Source organism: Thioalkalivibrio sp. K90mix, assembly GCF_000025545.1.
GTDB lineage: Bacteria > Pseudomonadota > Gammaproteobacteria > Ectothiorhodospirales > Ectothiorhodospiraceae > Thioalkalivibrio.
This window is the reverse complement of sequence record NC_013889.1, coordinates 1587760-1607836: the sequence shown is the minus strand read 5'-3', so window position 1 is coordinate 1607836 and position 20077 is coordinate 1587760. Positions and strand designations below refer to the sequence as shown.

18 protein-coding genes are annotated in these 20077 nt (G+C 65.4%); 8 read left to right on the top strand and 10 right to left on the bottom strand.

All coding sequences use genetic code 11. The annotated features are described in order from the left end of the window. Positions 1–3 precede the first annotated feature (3 nt). The 8 genes from rmuC to TK90_RS07545 all read right to left on the bottom strand — a co-directional run bounded on the left by rmuC (position 4) and on the right by TK90_RS07545 (position 9383). Positions 4–1332, bottom strand: a complete 1329-nt coding sequence (gene rmuC / locus TK90_RS07580) for a DNA recombination protein RmuC (RefSeq protein WP_012982898.1) — start codon at positions 1330–1332, stop codon at positions 4–6. Continuing rightward, positions 1317–2003: an HAD-IA family hydrolase gene (locus TK90_RS07575; protein WP_012982897.1), complete on the bottom strand. Its 687-nt coding sequence runs from the start codon at positions 2001–2003 to the stop codon at positions 1317–1319. The genes rmuC and TK90_RS07575 overlap by 16 nt, the downstream gene beginning before the upstream one ends. Then, the gene (gene ubiG, locus TK90_RS07570) at positions 2000–2743 is read right to left on the bottom strand and encodes a bifunctional 2-polyprenyl-6-hydroxyphenol methylase/3-demethylubiquinol 3-O-methyltransferase UbiG (RefSeq protein ID WP_012982896.1); all 744 of its coding nucleotides are present in this window, start codon (positions 2741–2743) and stop codon (positions 2000–2002) included. Before ubiG ends, TK90_RS07575 begins: the two co-directional genes overlap by 4 nt. 11 nt (positions 2744–2754) lie before the next feature. Beyond that, entirely contained in the window at positions 2755–4092 is a 1338-nt protein-coding gene (locus TK90_RS07565; protein ID WP_012982895.1) for a TRZ/ATZ family hydrolase, read from the bottom strand. A gap of 84 nt (positions 4093–4176) precedes the next feature. Continuing rightward, complete coding sequence (gene wrbA, locus TK90_RS07560; protein WP_012982894.1) at positions 4177–4797, bottom strand: NAD(P)H:quinone oxidoreductase; 621 nt, start codon at positions 4795–4797, stop codon at positions 4177–4179. 99 nt (positions 4798–4896) lie between these two features. Next, complete coding sequence (locus TK90_RS07555) at positions 4897–7695, bottom strand: EAL domain-containing protein (RefSeq protein ID WP_041444242.1); 2799 nt, start codon at positions 7693–7695, stop codon at positions 4897–4899. Positions 7696–8084: 389 nt separating this feature from the next. After that, positions 8085–8477, bottom strand: coding sequence for a DoxX family protein (locus TK90_RS07550; protein ID WP_012982892.1), 393 nt, complete (start codon positions 8475–8477; stop codon positions 8085–8087). A gap of 66 nt (positions 8478–8543) precedes the next feature. After that, the gene (locus tag TK90_RS07545) at positions 8544–9383 is read right to left on the bottom strand and encodes a phosphate/phosphite/phosphonate ABC transporter substrate-binding protein (protein WP_371190824.1); all 840 of its coding nucleotides are present in this window, start codon (positions 9381–9383) and stop codon (positions 8544–8546) included. A 256-nt stretch (positions 9384–9639) separates the two neighbouring features. Between TK90_RS07545 and TK90_RS07540 the strand changes: the two genes are divergently transcribed. Then, entirely contained in the window at positions 9640–10743 is a 1104-nt protein-coding gene (locus tag TK90_RS07540) for a hypothetical protein (RefSeq protein ID WP_012982890.1), read from the top strand. Next, the gene (locus tag TK90_RS07535) at positions 10740–11501 is read left to right on the top strand and encodes an OmpA family protein (protein WP_012982889.1); all 762 of its coding nucleotides are present in this window, start codon (positions 10740–10742) and stop codon (positions 11499–11501) included. The genes TK90_RS07540 and TK90_RS07535 overlap by 4 nt, the downstream gene beginning before the upstream one ends. 34 nt (positions 11502–11535) lie before the next feature. Here the strand turns inward: TK90_RS07535 and glnD are convergent, their stop codons facing one another. Together glnD and map are read right to left on the bottom strand one after the other, a co-directional pair. Next, on the bottom strand, positions 11536–14217 hold the full coding sequence (glnD, locus tag TK90_RS07530) for a [protein-PII] uridylyltransferase (RefSeq protein ID WP_012982888.1): 2682 nt from the start codon (positions 14215–14217) through the stop codon (positions 11536–11538). A 10-nt stretch (positions 14218–14227) separates the two neighbouring features. Beyond that, the gene (map, locus tag TK90_RS07525; RefSeq protein ID WP_012982887.1) at positions 14228–15013 is read right to left on the bottom strand and encodes a type I methionyl aminopeptidase; all 786 of its coding nucleotides are present in this window, start codon (positions 15011–15013) and stop codon (positions 14228–14230) included. A 292-nt stretch (positions 15014–15305) separates the two neighbouring features. Between map and rpsB the strand changes: the two genes are divergently transcribed. The 6 genes from rpsB to TK90_RS07495 all read left to right on the top strand — a co-directional run bounded on the left by rpsB (position 15306) and on the right by TK90_RS07495 (position 20068). Continuing rightward, positions 15306–16088, top strand: coding sequence for a 30S ribosomal protein S2 (rpsB, locus tag TK90_RS07520; RefSeq protein WP_012982886.1), 783 nt, complete (start codon positions 15306–15308; stop codon positions 16086–16088). Positions 16089–16201: 113 nt separating this feature from the next. After that, positions 16202–17071 (top strand): translation elongation factor Ts, encoded by an 870-nt coding sequence (gene tsf / locus TK90_RS07515; protein WP_012982885.1) that lies wholly within the window; start codon positions 16202–16204, stop codon positions 17069–17071. A gap of 122 nt (positions 17072–17193) precedes the next feature. Next, positions 17194–17931, top strand: coding sequence for a UMP kinase (pyrH, locus tag TK90_RS07510; protein ID WP_012982884.1), 738 nt, complete (start codon positions 17194–17196; stop codon positions 17929–17931). Then, entirely contained in the window at positions 17924–18481 is a 558-nt protein-coding gene (frr, locus tag TK90_RS07505) for a ribosome recycling factor (RefSeq protein ID WP_012982883.1), read from the top strand. The genes pyrH and frr overlap by 8 nt, the downstream gene beginning before the upstream one ends. Before the next feature lie 14 nt (positions 18482–18495). Further along, positions 18496–19248: a polyprenyl diphosphate synthase gene (uppS, locus tag TK90_RS07500; RefSeq protein WP_012982882.1), complete on the top strand. Its 753-nt coding sequence runs from the start codon at positions 18496–18498 to the stop codon at positions 19246–19248. A gap of 10 nt (positions 19249–19258) precedes the next feature. Further along, positions 19259–20068 carry a phosphatidate cytidylyltransferase gene (locus TK90_RS07495; protein WP_017926281.1) on the top strand — a complete coding sequence of 270 codons (810 nt, stop codon included), beginning with the start codon at positions 19259–19261 and terminating at the stop codon, positions 20066–20068. Positions 20069–20077: the final 9 nt, after the last annotated feature.

The window sequence follows — 20077 nt, the reverse complement described above, 5'->3', positions numbered from 1 at the left end:
GGGTCAGTCCTGCGTTTCGGGCTTGTTGTCGTCGCCTGTGTCGCCCGCATCATCGACCTCGACGGGGCGCCGAGCCCGATTGTTCAGGGTGTCCGGGGTCTCGGGGGTCTTGCGCGCGCGGATGCCCAGCTCCTGAAACCGTCGGGCGCTGGGCATGACCTGGCGCTCCAGGCTGCCGACCGTCTTGTTGAAGGCGTCGGTGCTCTGGTCCAGTGCCTTGCCGAGGCGCGCCATGTGTTCGGTCATGGTGCCCAGGCGGTGGGAGAGCTCCGCGCCGAGGTCGCGAATCTCCAGCGCGTGCTCGGTGAGCTGGGACTGCTGCCAGCCGTACTCGACGGTGCGCAACAGGGCGATCAGCGTGCTCGGCGTGGCCAGCAGAACCTGGCGCTCCAGCGCGTACTCCAGCAGGCCGGGTTCGTGTTCCAGCGCGGCGGCCAGGAACGGGTCGCCGGGCAGGAACAGGACGGCGAACTCCGGGGACTGCTCGACACTGGCCCAGTACTGTTTGCTGGAGAGTTCGGTGACGCGCGAGCGCAGGTGCTGGGCATGGCGTTTGAAGGCGGCGGCGCGCGGCTCTGGATCGGTGGCGGCGACCGCGTCCAGATAGGCATCCAGTGGTGTCTTGGCATCGACCACCAGGGCCCGGTTGCCGGGCATGTGTACCAGCAGATCCGGACGCTGGCGCCCGCCATCGCCGTCCAGCGCGGGTTGTTCGGTGAAGTCGCAGTGCGCCGAGAGGCCGGCCAGTTCCACGGCGCGCTTGAGCGTCAGCTCGCCCCAGCGCCCGCGCACGCCGGGGCGGGAGAGGGCCTGGACCAGGTTGTGGGCCTCGCGCTGGAGGGTGGCGTTGTCCGAGCTCAGGCGCTGGATCTGTTCATTCAGGGCGGCGAAGGCCTGGGCACGCGAGCGTTCCATCGCGTTGATTTCGGCCTCGGTCTTGCCCAGTGTCTCCCGAATCGGCTTGAGCATCGCCTCGACCTTGTTTTCCGAGCGCGCGATCTCGTTCTGCCCCTCGCTGAGCTTCTGCGTCAGGATCGACTGGGCCAGACGCAGAAACTGGTTGGAGTTGGCCTCGAGGGCCTCGCTGGCCAGGGCGGAGAAGGAGCGATCCAGTTCCTGCCGCGCGGTCTCGAAACTCTGACGCAAGTCCTCGCGACGCTGTTCGGCGCCCTCCAGTTCGGCTTCCAGCCGGGCATTGCGGGTTTGCAGATCCCCGATGCGACGGTTCAGGCGCAGACTGGCCAGCGTATATCCCAGCAGGAGCCCGACCAGCAGGGCAGCGGCCAGGGCCAGCCAGGCCGTGGTCGACAGTTCGGTCAGCTCGCCAGCCATTGCGGGTCCGCTTTGGCCTGGTGCCAGCGCCAGAAATCATCGGGGCGATCGAGCGTGCCGTCGGCGCCCCAGGTGTCGGGGTTCTGGCTGGCATCGATGTAGCCCCATCGGGCGACGAGTGTTGCCATACCCGCCGCCCGGCCAGCGGCGATGTCGCGCTCGGCATCGCCCCAGTAACAAAGCTGTTCAGGGGGCAGACCCGTTTGCCGCGCGGCCAGCCACATCGGCTCGGGATCCGGTTTGCGCTGCGGGAGCGTGTCACCACTGACGATGGCGGCGAGTCGAGGGGACAGGCCCAGGGTCTCCAGCAATGGCTCGGTCAGCCAGGCGGGCTTGTTGGTCACGACCCCGAGGGGCCAGCCGCGCTGTTCGCAGGCGTCCAGCACGGGGCCCAGCCCGGGGAACAGAGCGGTGTCGATGCACAGGTCGCGGGCGTAGATCTCCAGGTAGCGTTGCTTGAGGGTCTCGCGGCGCGCACCCTCGACATCCGGAAAGCCGAGCTGCACAAGGGCCTGGGAGCCGTGCGAGACGTGATTGCGCACGGCCTCGAAGGGCAGCGGTGGGCGATCGTTTTCGGCCAGCAGCACGGTGAGCGCCGCGTGCATGTCCGGGGCCGTGTCGAGCAGGGTCCCGTCCAGGTCGAACAGGACCCCGCGGAGTTCGCGGCTCATGGGGTCTCGCTGTCGGCTTCAGGCCGGCGCGCGGCCATCAGGTAGTTGACGTCCGTGCGCGGAACCAGACGGTAGCGGCCGGACAGCGGCGAGTAGGTGAGCCCGGTCATGTCGGTGACCTCGAAGCGGTGCTTGCGCAGGACCGCGCCCAGTTCGGAGGGGCGGATAAAGCGGCTGTACTCGTGCGTGCCGGTGGGTAGCAGGCGCAGTACGTATTCGGCACCGACGATCGCTTCGGCGAACGCGCGGGGGGTGCGGTTGATGGTCGAGAGGAACAGCCAGCCGCCCGGACGCACCAGCTGGACCAGGGCGTCGATGACCGCCTCGGGATCGGGCACGTGCTCCAGCATCTCCAGACAGGTGACCACGTCGTAATCGCCCGCATGATGCTCGGCATGGGCCTCGGCGGTCGTGTGCAGATAGTGGATCTCGAGCCCGGAGTCGTGTGCGTGCTCGCGCGCGACCTCCAGGTGTTCGGCCCCGGCATCCAGCGCGGTCACCTGTGCGCCGCGCACTGCCATCGCCTCGGACAGGATGCCCGCGCCACAGCCGACATCCAGTACCTTCTTGCCGGCGAGATCGGCGTGCTGGTCGATCCACTCCAGCCGCAGGGGGTTGATCGCGTGCAGGGTGGCGAAGGCGCCATTCGGGTCCCACCACTCGTGCGCCCGATGCGTGAACTTGTGCAGTTCGGCGTGATCGACGTTGTCGCCAGTCTTGGCGTGGGTCTCATGGGTCATGGTGATCTCGATTACGCGGCCAGCTCGCGCTGGATTTCCAGCACGCGCGCGCCCCATTCGCGGGCCTCGGCCTGGAGCTCGTCCAGGTCCAGCGTAAGCAGTTCCCGGTCCCTGAGCAATGGCCGTCCGGCCACGTGGACGTCGGTGACGGCATCGCGGGTGGCGGAGTAGACGATCTGGGCGGCCGGTTCATGGGCGGGCTGCAGCTCGAGGGCGCGAAGATCGATGCTGACCACGTCGGCCTGCTTGCCCGGCTCCAGGCTCCCGATGCGGTCGGCCAGGCCCAGCGCACGGGCGCTGCCCAGCGTGGCCATCTCGAGCGCGGCGGTGGCGGGGAGGGACGAGGCGTCGCCACTGACGCCCTTGGCCAGCAGCGCGGCTGTGCGCATCTCGCCGATCATGTCGAGGTCGTTGTTGGACGCCGTGCCATCGGTGCCCAGCCCCACGGTGATGCCGTCCGCCAGCAGCGCCGCCACTGGGCAAAAGCCGGAGGCGAGCTTCAGATTGGATTCCGGACAGTGTGCAACCGATACCGGGCGTCCCTCCAGTAACTCGCGGTCCTGTGCGCCGACCTGAGTCATATGAACCGCGATGAAGGGCTGGTCCAGCAGGCCCAGGCGAGCCAGCCGGGCCAGTGGACGCTCGCCCAGATCGCGCTCGGCATCGGCGATTTCGCCAGCGGTCTCGTGCACGTGCATGTGAATGGGAACGCCCAGTTCCCGGGCGCGTTCGGCCACACGTTGCAGGCTCTCGTCACCCACCGTGTAGGGTGCGTGAGGTGCGACGGTGTAGTGGATGCGCCCGTGGTGCTGCCAGTTTTCGACGACCTCGGCACCCCGCTGGAAGTATTCATCGGTCGTCTGCGCCCAGGGCGTGGGGAAGTCGAACACGGTCAGGCCCAGTGCGGCGCGGATGCCGGATTCGTCGACCACGCGCGCAGCGTCGTCGACGAACAGGTACATGTCGCTGAAGCAGGTGGTCCCGCCGCGCAGCATTTCGGCGACCGACAGTCGCGTGCCCGCGCGGACGAACTCGGGCGACAGCAAGCGCCCCTCGGCCGGCCAGATATAGCGCTTGAGCCAGTCCATCAGCGGGCGGTCGCTGCCCACACCGCGCAGCAGGCTCATGCCGGAGTGGGTATGTACGTTGACCAGCCCCGGTATCAGGGCATGCCCTTCGCGGTGCAGGTGTTCGGCATCGAGGTGTTTTGCGCAGGCCTCTGCGCGCGGTAGCAGATCCTCGATCACGCCGTTGCGAATGACCAGTGCGTAATCGACGAGCACCGTGTCGCGCGGGATCACGGGCAGAATCTGCGAGGCGCTGAGAACGAGGGTTCGGGTTGTCGACATGGGAGGTCAGACCGAGGGGATTCGGTCGCGCATGGTACCCCAAAGAGGCGGCGAAGGCCGCCCCTTTGGGCAAGGCCGAACCGGTTAGCTGGCCTGGCGTCCCAGGACCTGGGCGCGCGTGACTTCGGCGACATGTCGGCCCTGGAAGGCGGCCATCGCAAGTTCGTTTTCGCTCGGCTGACGCGAGCCGTCGCCGTCCGCCAGGGTCGTGGCACCGTAGGGTGTGCCGCCGCTGATTTCGTTCATGTCGAGCAGACGCTTCTCGGTGTAGGGCAGGCCGACGATGGTCATGCCGTAGTGCATCAGGTTGACGATGGTCGAGACCAGCGTGGTCTCCTGCCCACCGTGCTGCGAGGCGGTGGAACCGAATACGGAGCCGATCTTGCCGACGAGCTTGTCGCCAAACCACAGCGCGCCAGTCTGATCGAGGAAGTTGGCCATTTGCGCGGACATGCGGCCAAAGCGGGTCGGGGTGCCGATGATGATTGCATCATAGTCCGCCAGTTCTTCCGGACTGGCGATGGGGGCGGCCTGGTCCAGCTTTGCCCCGGCCTGTTTTGCGACGTCCTCGGGCATCAATTCCGGGACGCGCTTGATTGTGACCTCGGTACCAGGAATCTCGCGGGCGCCCCGGGCGACGGCCTCGGCCATCTGCTCGATGTGGCCCCAGGTGGAGTAGTACAGGATCAGGATTTTGGTGCTCATGGGAAGGACCTCCGAGTTTGATCGAGGTCCAGCTTAATTCTCATTAAAGCGAATAAAAATGGGCTTTTAATGGCTTTATTGTTCGGTTAAAGCGAATCGTTAGTGGGGCGGCTGCGCAGCACTTTCAAACGAGGGTGATGCCCCGAGCACGGCCCTTTCCAGGTCCGCCAGGTCTCCAGGATAGCCGTACAGGAAGCCCTGGAAGTGGCGGCAGCCGAGGCCAAACAAGAAGGCCCGCTGTTCGACTGTTTCGACCCCTTCAGCAATGACGTCCAGGTCCAGCGTGCGGGCGAGATTGACGACCATCTGCGCGATCGCGGCGTCGTTGGGGTCGTCCAGTACGTCGCGCACGAAGGACTGGTCGATCTTCAGTTGTGCCAGGGGAAGCTGTTTCAGGTAGGCGAGGGAGGAGTACCCCGTGCCGAAGTCGTCCAGGGCGAACTCGACGCCCAGCGCTCGCAGTTCGTCGATATGGGCCACCACGGTGTCGATTTCCTCGAGCAGCATGCTCTCGGTCAGCTCCAGTTTCAGCCGATCGCCCGGGGCTCCGGTTTCCTGGAGGATCTCGCGCAGATGCGGGACAAAGTGTGGATCGCGGAACTGGCGTGCGCTGATATTCACCGACAGGGTCAGGTCGCGGAAGGCGGCCGTGTGCTGCCAGGCCCCCAACTGAGCACAGGCGGTGCGCAGGACCTTGCGCCCAATGGGCACGATCAGCCCGGTCTGCTCCGCGACGGGGATGAACTCGGCCGGGGAGATCGCGCCGCGTTGTGCGTGCTCCCAGCGCAGGAGCAACTCGGCGCCGATGACGCGCCCCTCGGCATCGACCTGCGGCTGATAGACCACGCTGAACCGGTCTTCGTCGAGGGCATGGCGCAGCTCGTTTTCGAGTTCGAAACGAGCCTCCACCGCGCGGTGCAGTTCGGGGTCGTAGAAGCGCACGGTATTGCGCCCGGCGTTCTTCGCCCGGTACATCGCGAGGTCGGCCTGTTTCAGTACCTCCTCCACGCCGAGGCTGCGGCCGCTGAACAGGGTGGCACCGATACTGGGGGTGACGTGGCGGTTCTGGCCCGCGAGCTGGAAGGGCTCGCGCAGCAGGTTGATCAGCTTGCGCCCGACTGCCTCTGCCTCGGTGGCGGCGCGCGCCGGGTCGGGGTGAAGGTCGTTGAGGATGATCACGAACTCGTCGCCGCCCAGGCGCGCGAGCGTGTCGGCTTCGCGCACGGAGTTCTCCATCCGTCGGGCCACCTGGCACAGCAGATCATCCCCGACCGCGTGTCCCAGGGTGTCGTTGATGTCCTTGAAGTTGTCCAGATCGATGAACAGGACCGCGCCGTGGTGACGCGTGCGCGCCGTATTGGCGAGGGCCTGGCCCAGACGGTCGTGCAGCAGCGTTCGATTGGGCAGGCCGGTCAGGCCATCGAAGAAGGCCAGGCGCCGGATTTCCTCTTCGGCCTCCTTGCGGTCGGAGATATCCATCATGGTGCCAAAGGTCGCCATGATATGGCCGTCTTCATCGAAGCGCGCACTGGCATAGATGCTGACCCAGCGATGACTGCCGTCGTGCGTGCGCAGGCGGATCTCCTCGGATTGCGCGTGAGTGCCCCCTTCGAGCAGGGTGGAACAGAAGCTCTGTGCGTCGTCGCGGTCTTCGGGATCGACAAAGGCACACATGGGTTGACCAAGGGTCTCTTCGACTTTGAATCCAGTCAGGGCCTCCCAGGCCGGGTTCAGCAGGGTCCAGCGGCCCTCGGCGTCGGTGCGGAAGATCACCTCGGAAATGTGGTTGACGACATCCTGGTAGCGGTTTTCGCTCTCCTTGAGTGCTGCTGCGGCCCGACGGTGGGCGGTGACATCGAGCGTCAGTCCGCGCAGGCTGCGACGGCTGCCGGGGTCTTCGGCCGAGGAGAGGATATCGCGCAGCCAGATCCACTGACCGTTGCGGTGGGCGAAGCGGTAATCAACCACCTGGGGTTCGTTACCGGCCGCGTGCGCGGCCTCGCGCACGCGGGGGAGGTCATCCGGGTGGATATGCCGGGCGCGCAGTTCCCCGCGCCCCAGGTTGCGCGAGGGGAAGCCCAGCAGCTTGCGGGTGTCTCCGGCGACGAACTCCCATTCGTGGCTCTCGGGGTTCGACTCCCACAGGATGGCGTTGGCCCCGCCCAGCATGGATTCCAGGCGGGCTACCGAGCGATTCAACTGCTGGTTTTGCTGGAGTAGTGTCGATTGTGTGGTGTCCAGGTGGGCGGCCATGTCGTTGAACGTCCGCGCCAGGTCGCCGAACTCGTCACGGGAATCGATCTTTACTCGGTGGTCGAGCTGCCCGGCCTCCAGGGCCCTGCCCCCTTGCAGGAGCAGGCGCAGACGGCGGGTCGTCATCAGGGCGAATAAAATGGCCGCGAGGATCGAGAGCCCCAGCACGCCCAGGGCCAGCAAGACATTGCGTTCCAGAAGATTGGTCGAGAGCTGGTCGATCGCATCGGTCGAGTAGCCGACCGCCACGGTACCCAGAGGCTGGCCGGAAAGCTCGATGCCCCGGGCAATCTCGACCTGGCCGGATTCACTGCGCACACCTGCCTCGGGGGCGGGGAGGGCGTCCGGGGCGACGCCGACCGAGGCCATGGGGCGCTCGCTGGCGTCGAGTACGACCGCGTAGAGGACGTTGGAGTCGTCTCCCAGCAGGTCGAGGAGGTCCTGGAGCATCGCGGGATCGGCGTAAGCGAGGCCCGGTGTCAGCGCAGATCCCAGCAGGCGGCTTTGTTGTTCGGCGGTGCGCTCCAGGACCTCCTGCTGGTTCTGCTGGACTTGGGTGATTCCGCTAAAGAGCAGCGCTCCCACCATCGCGACCTGGATCGCGACGGTGCCAATGATGATCTGCCAGGCGACGTTCAGGCGCATGAATGCCCCGCAGGCCCACCAGAGCGGGCGCGGCATGGCAGGCCGCTGTGCGGTCTGGATGCGGGCGAAAGACGAAACATGAGCCGTCCGGGGGTACCCGTAATGATCGGGATCAGGAGTAGAGTCGACCTATTCTACCTTGCCGGGGGCTTATTTTCTTTATGCCAGGCGGAGGACGAGTTATGGATCGGTGCCCTCCGCCTGGACGCCCGACAGCGCGCGGCCAGAAGCCTGTCGGGTCTGGATGATCGTCGTGAGCGTGGGGCAGGAGAGTGAGGCCATTTTTTGGTCTCTCGAGGCGCACAGTGGGAACGATGTAACGAGAGAGAGCGGAAAAAGGGGCCGTTCTCCCGCACGCGCTGCCGATCAGCCCCAAGTCCGACAGGCTCCTAGTACCGGTTGATGGCGAGGCGGCCCGGGCCAGTCAGGGCGAGGGCAATCGCCGAGAACAGGAACATGGCCTGTAGTTCAATGGCCCAGCCGCCGTGCTGGGTCAACTGCACGACTTCGTCCGCATGGGCGAGCCCGATGGCGAACAGCATGTTGACTGCGATCAGCACGGCGCCGATGCGCGCATACAGGCCGATGATCAACAGGATGGGTGCCAGGACCTCGCCGATGTAGGCCCCATAGGCCAGTATTCCCGGCAGTCCGGCCCCCGCCAGCATCCCCTCGATGTGTCCGACGCCTCCGGATATCTTGTCGATTCCGTGCAGCAGGATCATGACGCCCAGCGCCAGTCGCAGGATCAGCTTCCCGGTGTCGTCCAGCATGTTGTCCATTTCGGTGTCTCCTGATTGCGTGGTTGAGGTTTGCGCGGGGTCTTGTGTTGAGCAGCTGGGTCAGATTCAGTGGTCTGGCGGTAGGCTCCTGAAGGCTTCATAGTCCTCCGGGCTTGCCGGTTCGAAGCCACGAGAGTGGCCAAACGCGCGCAGCCGTTGTTGCCCGGAGGTGGTGCTGGAAAGCTCCAGCAATTGTGTCTGCAAGTCTAGATCATTCGTTTGCACCCGTTCGTGCAGCACGATCGTAACGCCGGGGAAAGGGTCCGACTGGGCGAGGATGCGGGCCAGGCTGCCATCGGCCAGGGCAATGGTGCGGGGCCCCTCCTGCGGCGAGCGTGGCGACTCGAGCGCGCGTGCATCAATCACCAGTACGGCCGCTTCGGCCAGTCCGCGTTGCATGGCCGCCGCGGCGGCATTGTGGTGCGGAAACTCCAGATAGTGGATCGGGGGATCCTCCGTATCGAACACCGCGCGGATTCGCTCTCTGGCCAGCCGGGTACCCAGACTGTGCCGAGCGGGGGTCGCCAGGGTTGCGTCCTCCAGGTCGGTCAATTGCCGGGGCGGCGCGTCCACTGGTGCCACGATGATCATGGCCAGGGTATCGCGCGAACGAGCGATTGGGCGATACGCGCTGGTTTCGCCGAGTAGCGGAACGACGTGCGGAGCGACAATCGCCACGTCGTAGCGCTCCTCCGACAGGCGCTCGATAAACCGAGGGAAATCGCGCGAGGCTTCCAGGTGTACGGGCGCCTGGCGCAGGTCGGCAAGCCATTCGCGCAACGGGGCGTATCGCTGAAACAGAGCCTGGGGACTCGCGAATGGCTGTATCCCCAGCTCCCAGGCTTCGTCCGTAAACGCTGTGCCAGGCAGTAGTGCGACTACCAGCACAAGTCCAATGGTGCGCAGGCGAGCCCGGCGGTTTACGGACGCTGGAAGAGGGGGTAACCCGGCCTGACGTTTTCCCATCGGGTGCGATCCCGGTGCATGGGCTTGCAGGTTTCTATAGTCAACCGCACTTGGTGTGTCCATGCGTCAATAAATCGGCACCGCAGAGAGGGTGCTGTTTCGCGCGGCTGTCGGAATTCCGTTGAATCCGCTCGTGCGCGTCTACTTGGGCGGGTTGCGAGGGAGCTGGCGTCGAATTTGCATGAGGTATTGTCGCATGCAGATCACCGCGCCGACGGGCGCGGCCGGAGGAATCAAGATGACCATTTTCGACCGCGTCGCCGAGGCGTTGCTCGCCACCCTGCAGGGGCTGACCCCGCTGACCGTTATCGGTGCCTTTTCGCTGTTGCTGTTCGTGCTCTTTCTGGTGGCCCTGATGGCGCTGACACTGCGGCGGGCGAACGCGTTTCAGGGTGCCGCGCCCGCCTTGCTGACGACACTGGGGATCCTGGGTACGTTCCTCGGCGTTGCGATCGGGCTGATCGACTTCGATGCGGCGCGGGTAGAGGCGAGTATTCCGGCATTGCTGGAGGGGCTGAAACTCGCGTTCGTGACCAGCATCGTGGGTATCCTGCTGGCCGCAGTGCTGCGCGTGCTGCAGGTGATGATGCCGTCCCCGGTCGAGGGGGCGGAGGGTGGAGGTGATGCCCAGGTCGGCGGTGATCCCGAGCGCGTATTGGCCGAGCAGCGGGACGCGACGCGGGCCCTGCTGCAGGCGGTGCAGCAGATGGACCGTCGTCTGGACCAGCGTCTCGAAAATCAGCACCACGAGCTGAAGCAGAGTCTGGAGGGGCTGGCGGACCGCATGAGCGAGCTCAGCAGCGGTCATCTGGTGGCGGCGCTGGAGCAGGTGATCCGCGATTTCAACGACCGTCTGGGCGAGCAGTTCGGCGAGAACTTTCGCCGGCTGGACGATTCGGTGGCGCGGCTGGTGGACTGGCAGGACCGCTACCGCGAACAGATGGACACCCTGCACCGGGCGTTTGACCAGGCGCGCGAGGGCGTCGAACAGAGCGAGGGTGCACTGGAGCGCCTGACGGGCCAGGCGCTGAAGATTACCCGCCATGTCGAGGAGCAGGATGCGACGCTGGCCAGTCTGCGACGGGAAACGGTGGAGCTGGAGGCCCTGCTGAGTGCGATCGCCGCCCTGCGTGACCGGGCCACCGAGGCCTTCCCGGCGATGGATGCCCGGCTCGAGGCGATGCTGGAGAGCATCGAGAACGCCGTGCAATCCGGGCGTGCGGCCGAGTCGCGCTGGCGGGGAGACGCGTTCGCAGTGGGGGTGGCGACGCCGGCGGACACCCTGGGGGCGCGGTCGTGATCCTGCGCTGGTGGCTTCGACCCCGGGCGCGCGCGGGTGGCGCTACGCACGAGGCGGATCAGGGGTCGCACTGGCTGGCGGTGGCGGACCTGATGGCCGCGTTGATGATGATCTTCCTGTTTCTGGCGCTGTTGCATATGGTGCAGGTCGAGCGCTCCAGCGCGGCCCATGTCGAGGTGCGCAACGAGGCCACAGCGTTGCGCGCGGCGATCTACTCGGTGCTGGAGGAGGAGTTTCGCGAGGACCTGCCGCGCTGGAATGCGGAACTCGACCGCGACACCCTGACGCTGCGCTTTCGCGAGCCGGAGGTTCTGTTCGAGCGCAGTTCCGCGAGTATCCGCCCGCGCTTCGAGACGATCCTGGACGATTTCATGCCGCGCTACGCCGAGCAGCTGCGGCCGTTTGCGGACGTGATCCGCGAGGTGCGTATCGAGGGGCATACCTCCAGCGAGTGGGCCGGAAGCGACGATGCGATGGATGCCTACTTCGGCAATATGGACCTGAGCCAGCGCCGTACCCGAGCGGTGCTCGAGCATGCCTACCGGCTTGAGCCCCTGCAGGAGGACGACTGGTTCCGATCGCGTGTGGCGGCGGTCGGTTTGTCCTCGTCGCGGCGGGTGCTGGATGCCGATGGACAGGAAGACCACGAGGCCTCGCGGCGGGTGGAGTTCAGCGTACTGACGGACTTCGAGGCGCGGCTTCTGGGCAACGCCGAGGCCCGCCCGTCCCCCGAACCGCTGGAGGCGCGTTCGCCCTGACCGATGTGCTGTGGGCTCTGGACGCGGATGTGTGTCAGATGCGTTCCAGCAGGGCGTTGCGGAGGGTCTCCTGCTGGTTTTCGGAGAGGGCCCCGCCGTTGTTGCACTCCAGCAGGAAGCTGTCCTCTACCTGCTCGCCGGCCGTGGCGATGCGGGCCGTGCGGACGTCGATGGCGTGTTCGGCCAGGACGTGACCGATGGTCGACAGGAGCCCGGGGCGGTCGAGCGCGCGCAGGCGCATGCGTGTGGCTTGCCCGCCGGAGGCGGATTCGAATTCGATCTGCGTATCCACGTCGAAATGCTTCAGGCGGCGGGGTAACTGGCGGCTCACCGGGGTCTTTTCGCCATCGGTGCGGGTGAGTTCGTTCGCAAGGTACTGGCGGATCTCGTCGCTGCGGTAACCGGCGTCCACCGTCTGGCCGCCGCCGCTCTCCAGCACCAGGAACGTGTCCAGTGTGCGCCCCCCGGCCGTGGTGATGATGCGGGCGTCGACGATGTCGAGGCCCAGCTGGGTCAGCGCGCTGGTGATGCGGGCGAACAGGTAGGGGTGGTCTTCCGCGTAGACGAAGATCTCGGTGCTGCCGCGGGAGGTCTTGGGGCGCACCAGAATCAATGGCAGTTCGTCCGCCTTCAGCGGCAGCAGGGCCTGTCCGTGCCAGGCGACCTCGTCGGCAGAGTGGCGCAGGAAGTACTCGTCGTCGAGCTCGTCCCACAGGGCTTCGGCGTCGTGGGCCCCAAAGCCACGCCCCTCGAGCAGTTGCAGGGCCTCGCCGCGGGTCTCGCGAATCTGTGCGTCCATGTTCGGGGCCGCGTCGAGGCCGCGCTCGAGTACGTTGCGCGTGGCGTGATAAAGCGTTTGCAGCAGCGAATCCTTCCAGCTGTTCCACAGCTCCGGGTTGGTGCCGCGGATATCGGCGATGGTCAGCAGGTACAGGAAGTCGAGGCGTTCGCGGGTGCGCACCTCGCGGGCGAAGGCCAGCACGACATCGGGGTCGGAGATGTCCTTGCGCTGGGCGGTGAGCGACATCAGCAGGTGGGAGCGGACCAGCCAGGCCACCAGGCCCGCGTCTTCGTCGGACAGGCCGTGTTGCTGGCAGAAGTGCAGGGCGTCGTGGGCGCCCAACTCCGAGTGGTCGCCGCCACGACCCTTGGCGATGTCGTGGAACAGGGCGCCCAGTACCAGTCGTTCGGGACGTTCCAGTTCCGTGTAAATACGGTGCGCAAGTGGTTGTTCGTGGGCGAATTCTGGCAGGGCCAGTCGGCGGGCGTTGCGCACCACGTTAAGGGTGTGTTCGTCCACCGTGTAGGCATGGAACAGGTCGTACTGCATGCGTCCGATGATGCGTCCGAAGGCGGGCAGGTAGTTCCCCAGTACGCCGTAGCGGTTCATGCGGCGGAGCTGACTGGTAATGCCGCGGGGCGCGCGCAGGATGTCCATGAACAGGGCGCGGCAGACCGGGTTGCGACGGAAATGGCCGTCGATCAGGTGGCGGTGGGCGCGGATCAGGCGAATGGTCGAGGCGCGAATTCCCTGGATCTCCGGATGCTCCTGCAGCAGGCGAAAGACCTCCAGCAGGGCCGGTGGGTAAATCATGAAGACCTGGTCGTGGGCCACTTCCAGATAGCCGCCGCGCACCTGGAAGCGCTGATGAATGCGGATGGGCTCCTGCAGGGCCTGCGGATCATCGAGGATGGCTTCGTTGAAGTGCTGCAGGAGCAGCTCGTTAAGCCGCTCCAGGTCGTTGATCGTGCGGAAGTAGCGCTGCATGAATTGCTCGACCGCACGGTTGTGGTTCTGGTCCACGAAGCCGAATGTGTTGGCCAGCTGACGCTGCAGGTCAAACAACAACCGGTCCTCGCGGCGCCCGGCGAGCATGTGCAGGGCGAAGCGTACACGCCAGAGAAAGCTCTGGCCCTCCAGCATCTCGTGAAGCTCGCCTTCGCGCAGGAAGCCGAGCGATACCAGTTCCTCGATACGTTCCGCGCCGTAGTGGCGCTTGGTGACCCAGCCGATCATCTGGATGTCGCGCAGCCCGCCGGGGCCTTCCTTCACGTTGGGTTCCAGGCGGTAGCCGGTCTCGCCGAAGCGGCGGTGCCGTGCCTGCTGTTCCGCGAGCTTCGCGGCGTAAAAGCTGCGCGAGTCCCAGATGCGATCAGAGTCGATCGCGCCGCGAAATTCATTGAAAAGACTTAAATTGCCACTTAAGTAGCGTGACTCGATCAGGTTGGTCGCGACCGTGATGTCGTCACGGGCCTCGCGGGTACAGTCCTCGATGCCGCGCACGCTGTGGCCGACCTCGATCCCGATATCCCAGAGGAAGGTGACGAATGCGCTGATTCGGTCGAATACCTCTCGGTCCGTGGTGCCGTCGATCACGATCTGCAGGTCGATGTCGGAAGCGGGGTGCAACTCGCCCCGTCCGTAGCCACCGACCGCGACCAGGCACAGCCGGTCGTCATCGGCCAGCCCCTGCTGGGCCCAGATCAGCTTGAGCATCTCGTCGATGCGGCGGGCGTGACCGAGGATCAGCTCCTCGATCGGCATGCCGTCGCGAAAGCCCTGGTACTGCTGTTCGAGGATTGCGCGTCGGCGATCGCGGAACAGGGAGATATTCCCGGGGTTACGGCTCAGGCGCTGGTAGTCCTCGCCCCAGTCGGGCGAGAAGGCGGGGGCGTCGCCCTCGCTGGGGGTGCCGCCGGCGGGCAGGGTACTCACGGGCAGCCCCTCAGGCCGCGAGTTCCTGTGGTGGCGTCTCGTCCTTGCGCAGGGTCAGGATCTCGTAGCCGTCTGCGGTCACCAGGAGGGTATGTTCCCACTGCGCGGACGGGCTGTGGTCCTTGGTCACGGCGGTCCAGCCGTCAGCGAGGATCCGGGTATGCCGGCGCCCGGCGTTGATCATCGGCTCGATGGTGAAGCACATGCCTTCCTCGAGTTTAAGCCCGGTGCCCGGCTTGCCGTAGTGCAGCACCTGCGGATCTTCGTGGAAGCCGCGCCCGATACCGTGACCGCAGAACTCGCGCACCACCGAGCAGCGCTGGCTTTCGGCGTACTGCTGGATCGCGTGCCCGATGTCGCCGAGGGTCGCGCCGGGGCGTACCTGCTGGATGCCGAGATACATGCTGGTGCGGGCGACGTCGATCACGCGCTGCGCCTGAATGCTGGGCTTGCCGATCACGAACATGCGGCTGGTGTCGCCGTGAAAGCCGTTCTTGATCACGGTGATATCGATATTGAGAATGTCGCCGTTTTTCAGCTTGCGATCGCCCGGGATGCCGTGACAGACCTGGTGATTGACCGAGGTGCAGATCGATTTGGGAAAGCCGCGATAGTTCAGCGGCGCGGGGATCGCATCCTGGGTGTTCACGATGTAGTCATGGCAGATGCGATCCAGCTCGCCGGTGGTGACCCCGGCCTGCACATGCGGTTCGATCATCTCCAGGACTTCGGCGGCCAGACGGCCGGCGACGCGCATGTGTTCGATCTCTTCTGGGGTCTTGATGGTTACGGACATGGGGGCTCCGGTCGAGACCTGCGAGGGTTGTGTGGCGGGTCTCGGGAGCCCGCGACACGGCGCCAAACAGGGCCCGGATAGTTGGTTCAAGTCAGCGTCCTATGCTATAAAGCGCGCGCCTCGCTGGCAATTCGGCGGGGTCGGGAGGCGGCCGGAAGCCGGCGGTCTCGCGGAACCTTAATCCACACACGCATCGACACGGTCTGTCGGGTGCCCGCCAGGAGGCTTCGGTCTCGTGCTCGGGTTTCAGATCGGGATGCGTGGAGGCTCAACCCGTTACAGGAGAAATCTAATGTCCCTCGTGACTATGCGACAGATGCTGGAAGCCGGTGTGCATTTCGGCCACCAGACGCGTTACTGGCATCCCAAAATGGCCCCGTACATCTTCGGGGAACGCAACAAGATTCATATCATCAACCTCGAGAAGTCCCTGCCGATGTTCAACGATGCGTTGAACTTCCTCGGCAAGATCGCCGCAGACGGCGGCAAGATCATGTTCGTGGGCACCAAGCGCTCCGCGCGTGAAGTGGTGGCCGAAGAGGCGCGCCGTTGCGGCATGCCGTTCGTTTCCCATCGCTGGCTGGGCGGCATGCTGACCAACTTCAGCACGGTCAAGCAGTCGATCAAGCGCCTGAAGGACCTGGAGACCATGGACGCCGATGGCAGCTTTGAGGTGCTGAACAAGCGCGAAGCACTGACCCGCCGCCGCGAGAAGGACAAGCTCGAGCGCAGCCTGGGCGGCATCAAGGACATGAACCGCATGCCGGACGCGATGTTCGTGATCGACGTTGGCTACGAGAAGATCGCAGTGGCCGAGGCCAAGAAACGCGGTATCCCGGTCGTGGCGGTGGTCGATTCCAACCACTCGCCGGAAGGCGTGGACTACGTGATCCCGGGCAACGACGACGCGATGCGTGCGATCCAGCTGTACGTAGCTGCGATTGCTGACACGATCATCGAGGCCAAGGGCGCGGTGACCACGGGCGGCGTGTCCGAGGACGAGTTCGCGGATGCCGCTGCCGATGCCGGGGGCAATGCCGAATCCAGCGAGGCGGCCCCGGCCAACCCGGCCTGAGTGGGCATTGGGCCCGGTGCGCGATACCGCGCCCGGGCCACTTGAACCAAAGAGCCGGCCCCGGTTTGCTGCGTGGCCGGCTCGATTGACGAATTTTTCAGGAGTACATCCCGATGCAGATTACTGCTGCCCAAGTGAAAGAACTGCGCGAGCGCACTGGCGCCGGCATGATGGAGTGCAAGAAGGCACTGACTGAGACCGGGGGCGACCTGGAAGCCGCCGTGGAGGCCATGCGCAAGTCCGGCATGGCCAAGGCCGACAAGAAAGCCGGTCGTGTGGCGGCCGAAGGCCGCGTCGAGATCGTCAGCGAGGGCAACAAGGCCGTGCTGGTCGAGATCAACTGCGAGACCGACTTTGTCGGTAACGACGACAACTTCCGTGCCTTCTCCGCGCAGTGCGCCCAGATCGCTCTGAACTCCGGTGCTGGCGACGTGGAAGGCCTGATGGCCGAGACCGTCGACGGCCAGACCCTTGAGGAACACCGTACGCAGCTGATCGCGAAGGTCGGCGAGAACGTGCAGGTGCGCCGCTTTGACCGCCTGCAGGCCGAGGACGCGCTGGGCTTCTACCAGCACGGCACGCGCATTGGTGTCGTGGTCAGCCTGAAGGGTGGCGACGAGGCCCTCGCGAAGGACGTTGCGATGCACATTGCGGCCTCGAAGCCGGTGTGTGTGGACGAGTCTGGTGTCCCGCAGGACCTGCTCGACAAGGAACGCGCGATCTTCAAGGCGCAGGCCGAGGAATCCGGCAAGCCGGAGAACATCATCGAGAAGATGATCGAAGGCCGCATTCGCAAGTACCTCGCCGAGATCACCCTGGTCGGTCAGCCGTTCGTGAAGGACCCGGATCAGACCGTTGGCCAGCTGCTGGAAGCGAAGGGCGCCTCGGTTACCGGTTTCCTGCGCTACGAGGTGGGCGAAGGCATCGAGAAGAAAAAAGAGAACTTCGCCGAAGAAGTGATGGCTCAAGCCCGCGGGGCCTGATCCGCCGAATCGCTTTGGCGTAGACTCCCGATGCGGGCGCAGGACGCGCCCGCATCGCTCGCCGGCCGGCAAGCACGGCCATTGATGACAGGTGCAGGACCCGAGCCCGATAAAGGAGCCCAATGAGTCAGGACAGGCAGCCCGCGTACAGGCGCATCCTTCTGAAGTTAAGCGGGGAGGCCCTGATGGGCCAGCAATCCTATGGGGTGGACCCGGATGTCCTGGCGCAGGTCGCCGAAGAGGTGTCGGAGCTTTCGAGCATGGGTGTCGAGGTCGGCATCGTGATCGGAGGGGGCAACATCTTTCGTGGCGCCGGTCTCGCCCAGGGTGGCATGGACCGGGTTACGGGCGACCACATGGGCATGCTGGCCACGGTAATCAATGCCCTGGCCATTCAGGATGCGATCGAACGCGCGGGTCGTTTCTCCCGCGTGATGTCGGCCATCCGCATTAATCAGGTCTGCGAAGACTACATTCGCCGCCGCGCCGTGCGGCATCTGGAAAAGGGCCGGATCGTGGTGTTCGCCGCGGGAACCGGCAACCCCTTCTTTACCACCGACTCCGCCGCTTCGCTGCGCGCCATCGAGATCAATGCCGAATTGATGATCAAGGCCACCAAGGTGGACGGGGTCTATGATTCGGACCCGATGACGAGCAAGGATGCCCGCCGTTATGAACGCCTGACGTTCGACGAGGCGCTGGAACGCCGCCTGGGTGTAATGGATACGACCGCGCTGGTGATGTGTCGTGATAACGGCCTGCCCATCCGCGTGATGAACATGTTTGCAAAAGGGGACCTCCGCCGGCTGGTGATGGGCGAGCCGGTGGGAACCCTGGTCGAGGGATCCCGAGATGACTGACGCCACGATCAAGGACGCGCGCCAGCGCATGGACAAGAGCATTGAGGCCCTGCGCAACGAGCTGGCCAAGATTCGCACGGGTCGCGCGCACCCCAGTCTGCTCGAGCATGTGCATGTCGACTACTACGGCATGGAAGTGCCGATCAATCAGGTCGCGAACATCAACGCCGAGGACTCGCGCACCCTGGCCGTGGTGCCATACGAAAAGGACATGGTCGCGAAGGTGGAGAAGGCGATCATGACCTCGGACCTGGGTCTGAACCCGGCGAGCATGGGCACTGTGATCCGGGTGCCGCTGCCGGCGCTGACGGAAGAACGTCGCCGTGACCTGGTCAAGGTAGTCAGGGCCGAGGCCGAAAATGCGCGTGTTGCGGTGCGCAATATCCGCCGCGACGCCAACAACACCTTCAAGCAGGCGGTGAAGGACAAGGAGGTCTCGGAAGACGAAGAGCGCAAGGCACAGGAGCAGGTGCAAAAGCTCACCGACGACCACATCGCGAAGATCGATGCATTGCTCGAGGACAAGGAAGCCGAGTTGATGGAAGTCTGACCGGCCATCCCCGTATGCCGGTTTCCTCCGCCACAGATCCCGCGCTGCCCGGCCACGTTGCCATCATTATGGATGGCAACGGGCGCTGGGCCCAGGCCCGTGGGCTGGACCGCTCCGAAGGCCACCGAGAGGGTCTGGAGGCAACCCGCCGGGCGGTGCGTTTCTACGCCGAACACGGTATTCAGTCGCTCACGGTATTTGCGTTCAGCAGCGAGAACTGGGGTCGCCCCCGCGCCGAGGTCGAGGCGCTTTTTGAACTCTTTGTCACGGCCATCGAGGGCGAACTGCCCGAGCTGGTCGAGCGCGGCATTCGCCTGAGATTCATCGGCGATCGCGCCACATTTCCTCCAACGCTACAAACCCGTATGGGCGAGGCCGAAGAGGCCACCGCGGGCAACGAGGGGATGTGCCTGGTGGTTGCACTGGGATACGGCGGCCGCTGGGACATCCTGCAGGCGGCCAGGCGTTGGGTGGCCAGTGGTGGGTCGGAGGCCGATGGTGATGCCGAGTCCGCCTTTGCGGCCGAGTTGAGTACTGCCGGTCTGGCAGACGTGGACCTGCTGATCCGAACCGGCGGCGAACAACGCATCAGCAACTTCCTCCTGTGGCAGGCGGCCTACGCCGAAATACTGTTCATCGAGACCTACTGGCCGGATGTTGGCGTGAAGGACTTCGAGCGCAGCCTGGCCTGGTATGCCCAGCGGCAGCGGCGTTTTGGTCGTGTACCTGCCGGGGCCTGTTCAGCGACCGAGGTCCCCGGTGCTTAGAACCCGTGTAATGACCGCCGCGGTCATCGGGCTGCCCGCGCTGGCACTGATCGCGTTCGGGCCCAACTGGGCGGTGCTGGCGTTGATGGCTCTGGGAATTGGACTGGCCACCTGGGAGTGGGGCGAGCTGACCGGGCTGCACGCGGCCTGGGAACGCGCGGCGCTGGTGGTGCTGGTGCTGACGCCACTGGTGGCCTTGGGACTGACGCTGGCGCAGCCTGTGCATCTATTGGTTCTCCTGTTTGCGGTTGTCTGGTGGCTGCTGATTGTGCTGGCACTACCGTTTTACCGCTCCGGGATCGACGGGCGTGGGCCGCGCCCCAAGCTGCTCACCGTCGCGGCGGTGTTGACGCTGGTGCCCGCGGGTATGGCCATCGTCTGGCTGCATGCGCTGGCGCCCTGGCTGGTGGTGTACCTGATCGTTCTGGTGGGCTTTGCCGATACCGGTGCCTACTTCGCCGGAAAGGCCTTCGGGCGCAACGCTCTGGCGCCGCACATCAGTCCGGGGAAGACCCGCGAAGGCTTGCTCGGCGGTCTGGGCGCGGTCTTCGCCCTGGCGGTGCTGGTGGCTGGTACTTGGGGGCTGGCGCCCATGGATGCCCTGGTGTTCGTGCTGCTGTCGATCCTGATTGCGCTGGTGTCGGTGGTGGGTGACCTGTTCGAGAGCATTCTCAAGCGCCAGGCGGGTGCCAAGGACAGCGGTTCCTTGCTACCCGGTCACGGGGGTATTCTGGATCGCATCGACAGCCTGATCGCGGCGGCCCCGATCTTTCTGGCCGGCTTGCTCTGGCTGGCCTTGTTGCCCGTCCCCGGGGCATAAAGAGTCGCA